This is a genomic window from Haloactinopolyspora sp., from assembly GCF_027324685.1.
In the GTDB taxonomy this organism is placed as follows: domain Bacteria; phylum Actinomycetota; class Actinomycetes; order Jiangellales; family Jiangellaceae; genus Haloactinopolyspora.
On the sequence record NZ_DAHVSH010000190.1, the window covers coordinates 1 to 4,073 of the forward strand.

4 protein-coding genes are annotated in these 4,073 nt (G+C 72.5%); 1 reads left to right on the plus strand and 3 read right to left on the minus strand.

Going from position 1 to position 4,073, the window contains the following annotated elements:
• Positions 1-1,270: alkaline phosphatase D family protein (locus tag M6444_RS20710; RefSeq protein ID WP_298331779.1), on the plus strand; the 1,270-nt coding region annotated here is incomplete at its 5' end.
• Between the two features lie 21 nt (positions 1,271-1,291).
• On the opposite strand, the gene M6444_RS20715 is transcribed toward M6444_RS20710, so the two are convergent.
• From M6444_RS20715 to M6444_RS20725, 3 genes are all read right to left on the minus strand, one after another.
• Positions 1,292-1,897 carry an energy-coupling factor transporter transmembrane protein EcfT gene (locus tag M6444_RS20715; RefSeq protein ID WP_298331782.1) on the minus strand — a complete coding sequence of 202 codons (606 nt, stop codon included), beginning with the start codon at positions 1,895-1,897 and terminating at the stop codon, positions 1,292-1,294.
• Positions 1,894-3,048, minus strand: a complete 1,155-nt coding sequence (locus M6444_RS20720; protein WP_298331784.1) for a thiolase family protein — start codon at positions 3,046-3,048, stop codon at positions 1,894-1,896. Before M6444_RS20720 ends, M6444_RS20715 begins: the two co-directional genes overlap by 4 nt.
• On the minus strand, positions 3,045-4,073 hold a 1,029-nt coding region (locus tag M6444_RS20725; RefSeq protein WP_298331786.1), incomplete at its 5' end, for an AMP-binding protein. The genes M6444_RS20720 and M6444_RS20725, both read right to left, overlap by 4 nt.

Below are 4,073 nucleotides of genomic sequence, written 5' to 3' on the forward strand. Positions count from 1 at the left end.
GCGAGCGACGCCGGAGCTCAGCCATTCCGTGCACGCCGAAGTCGACGGCTTGGAGCCCGGCCGCGACTATTGGTACCGCTTCCGTGCCGGTCCCGAGATCAGCCCGGTCGGCCGCACCCGGACCGCCCCGGCACCCGGCGCGGCCCTGTCGTCGCTGACGTTCGCCTTCGCCAGCTGCCAGAACTTTCCGGAAGGCTTTTTCACCGCGTACCGGCACCTGGCCGCTGAGGAAGATCTCGACCTCGTGGTCCACCTCGGTGACTACATCTACGAAGGCGCGGCCCAAGGTGAGCTCGGTCGCGGGCACCTACCAGCCGTCGAGTGCGAATCGCTGGCCGATTACCGCATCCGGTACGGCCAGTACAAGGCCGACGCCGACCTCCAGGCAGCTCATGCCTCGTTTCCATGGGTGGTGGTGCTCGACGATCACGAGGTCGACAACAATTGGGCCGGCGACCTTGACGGCAACGGTGTCGGCGGCCCGCAGTTCCTGGCTCGTCGCGCCGCCGCGCTCCAGGCGTACTACGAGAACATGCCCATGCGCCGGGCGTCCCTGCCGACCGAGAACGGGATGCAGCTCTACCGTCGGCTCACCTACGGTGACCTCGCGCAGTTCAACGTCGTCGACACCCGCCAGCACCGCGACGACCAGGCGTGTGGTGACGGCCGGCAGATCGGCTGCGAGGAGCGGCTCGACCCGGATCGCACCATGCTCGGCACCGAACAGGAGACGTGGCTGCTCGACGGACTCGGTTCGTCTGAGGCGACGTGGAACGTCATGGCGAATCAGATCTTCGTCATGCAAGGCGATTCCGAGTCTGGTCCCGAGCAGGCGTTCGGCATGGACACGTGGGATGGTTACGCAGCCGCGCGCACCCGGTTGTTCGACGGTGTCCAGGAGCGTGGCGTCGACAATTTCGTGGTCATCACCGGCGACGCCCATCGCAGTGTGGCCGCGGACCTGAAATCGAACTTCGACGATCCCGACTCGGCCACCGTCGGCGTCGAGTTTCTCGGCACGTCCATCAGTTCCGGCGGCGACGGGCAGGACATGGACGACTGGGGGCGACGGTGGTTGGCCGAGAATCCGCATATGAAGTTCCACAACGTGCAACGTGGTTATGCTCGCTGCGAGTTGACGCCGCAACAGTGGCGCACCGACTACCGCGTGGTGGATCGCGTCACGGCCCGCGATGCCCCGATCAGGACTCGCGCCAGCGTCTACGTGGAAGCCGGCCGCGCCGGCATCCAGGACGTCGACGACTCGTGATCGTCAGACGGTGCTGACACCTCAGTCGTCCAAGCCCCGCGCCTGCAGCGCCTCCCCGAGTGTGTCGGCGTAGCGCAACACGCCGACGACAAGCGGCACCGCGAACGCGCGGATACTGCGCTCCTGTCCCCGGGCACGTTGGGCGTCGCGGACCCGCCCGGCGATGCCCGCGACGACGGGGACGCTGCGGATCGCCAGCGACATCAGCAGGCTCACCCGGGCGGGGTCGATGCCCACGCGCCGCAACGGCGCCAAGCCGCGTTCCAGGGCGGCCATGAGCTCGGTCATCCGGGTCGTCAGCGTCACGAGCCCGGCCAGCGCGACCGCGAGCACGATGCGCGCCGTCAGCGACACCGCGGTCGATGCGTCGGTGATCAGCAACTGCACCGCCAACAACACGAGCACGAACCAGCGCACCGGGCGAATCTGCGCCCACGCGGCGCGCGCCCCCACGCCGGACAGCACGTACAGCGCCGCCACGACGACACCGGCCACACCCACCGTCAGCGGCGTGCGTACCGCGACGAGCGCCGCGCACGCCAGCGCCAGCAGCCCCAGCTTCACCCCGGCCGGCAGCCGGTGCAGCGGCGACGTTCCGGGCATGTACGCGCCGGTCAACCCGGTCATCGGACCACCTCGACCAGGGCCGCCACACCCATACCGCCGCCTACGGCGGCCGTGGCCAGGCCCAGCGTGCCCGCAGGCGCGCCGCCACCCACGAGCCGGCTGAACAGCCGGACCATGACGACAGCACCGGTCGCACCCCACGGGTGCCCCAGAGCCAGCGCGCCACCGTCGGCACACACCAGTCCGGCGTCCGCCCCGAGCGGGTCGAGGCCGAGCGCATCGGTGACCGCCAGGACCTGCCCGGCGAACGCCTCGACGATCTCGATCGCCGCCACCTCCCCCACGTCCACCCCGGCGGTGTCCAGCACGCGCTCGACGGCGGGGACGGGGCCCCAGCCCGGCAGGCGCGGGTCGCAGCCCACGACGGCACTGGCCACCAGACGCAGCCCGGGGGCATCGGCTCGGATGTTCTCACCGACGACGGCGACGGCGGCGGCGCCGTCGCTGTTCGGGCAGGAGTTCCCGGCGGTGACGGTGCCGCCCGGAACGAAGGCGGCCGGCATGCGGGCCAGGGCCGCGGGGGACAGCTTTCGAGGCCGGTCGTCGACGGTGACGCCGACGGTCGCCACCAGCTCCCGGTCGAAGCGCCCGGCCGCCCGGGCGTCCAAGGCGCGGGCATGGCTGGCGCACGCGTAAGCGTCCTGGCGGTCGCGGCTCACGCCGCGGCGTTGTGCAAGGTTCTCGGCTGCGACCCCCATGTCGGGGTCGCCGTACTCCGGCGGGGTGAACCGGGCGCGTTCGTAGGTGTCGCCCGATCCACTGGCGGTGCCCGGGTGCTGTCGCCGCGGTGCCGTCGACGCGCTCTCGGCGCCACCGGCCACGACCAGCGCAGCATCGCCGCTGCGCACGGCCTGCCCAGCCTGCACGATAGCCGCGAGGCCGCTGCCACATTGGCGGTCGATGGTGACGCCTGGCACGGTTTCGCCGAGGCCGGCGGCCAGCGCCGTGACCCGGGCCAGGTTGCCCCCTGGGCCGGTGCAGTTGCCCAAAACGACGTCGTCGACGGCTGTGGTGACGCCGGCCGTCCGGACATCCTCGGTCACCGCGCTCACCACTCGGACGGCCAGCTCGTCGACGGTGACCGCGCGCAGACCCCGCCCAGCAGTGGCGATGGGGGTACGCCGCGCTGCGACGATGACCGGCGCTGTCACGGTAACGGCTCCGTGGGCAACCGTCCCGCGGCGACAGCGGAACTGATGGCCGCGCGCGCCGGCTTACCGCTCGACGTACGCGGTAGCGCATCCACCGCGAGCCACCGGCGTGGCCGATGTGTGGGCGCCAGCTCGGCGTGCGCCGCGGCCTCCAGGACCGCCCGCGGCACCGTCGCGGCACCGCGCTCGACGACCGCGGTGACGACCGCGCCGAGATGCTCGTGCGCCGTGGCGATGACGACCACGTCGGAGACCCCGGGCACCGTACGCAGCACCGACTCCACGTCCTCGGGCACCACGGTCGCCCCGCCGGTGATGACCGCGCCGTCGCCCCGCCCGCGCAACCGCAGCGGCAGGCCGGGTGCGGCCAGATCACCGACGCTCGCCCAGCCGGCAGAGTCCCGGCGCAATGGCCCCCCGGCCCCGGCGAGGTACCCCTCGGCGACCCACGGCGAGCGCACCCACACCTCACCGAGATCGGCACCGCGCTGCGTGCGCACGTCGATGTCGACGGCGGGGAACGGCCGTAGCCCCGCACCGTCGGGGTCCACGGCGACGAACGACAACTCCGCGGCGCCGTAGTACGCCACGACGCCGAGACCGGCCTCGGCTGCCCGCTCGCGTATCCCCGGCGCCAGCGCCGCGCCGCCGACTACCGCCGTACGCAGCCGCGCGGGAAGCCCGGTGCGATGCCCACCCGCCCGCTCGGCCAGCGACCCAGTCAGCAACTCAGCCAACACGTGCGGCACGACATGGACGACGTCCGCCCCGGGCAGCGCGGCGGCCAGCGATCGCCCGCGCCCGGCTCGCCCCGGCGGCAGGAGCGCGAGCGTCGCGCCCACGCCGAGCGCGTGCAGAGCAGCGAAGGCGAACAGTGACGACGCCGGCGACCCGGGCACCAGGACGGTGTCGTCCGGCGTGATGCCGGTCAACTCCGAGACGGCGGCGAAGGAGCCGGTCCACGACGCCCCGCTGCGAACGACCGCCCGCGGCCGCCCGGAGCTGCCCGAGGTGAACCCGGCCCA

What these genes read in the sequence shown, in the direction of transcription:
- M6444_RS20715 (WP_298331782.1), bottom strand. Translation starts at nt 1,897, where the DNA reads ATGACCGGGTTGACCGGCGCGTACATGCCCGGAACGTCGCCGCTGCAC.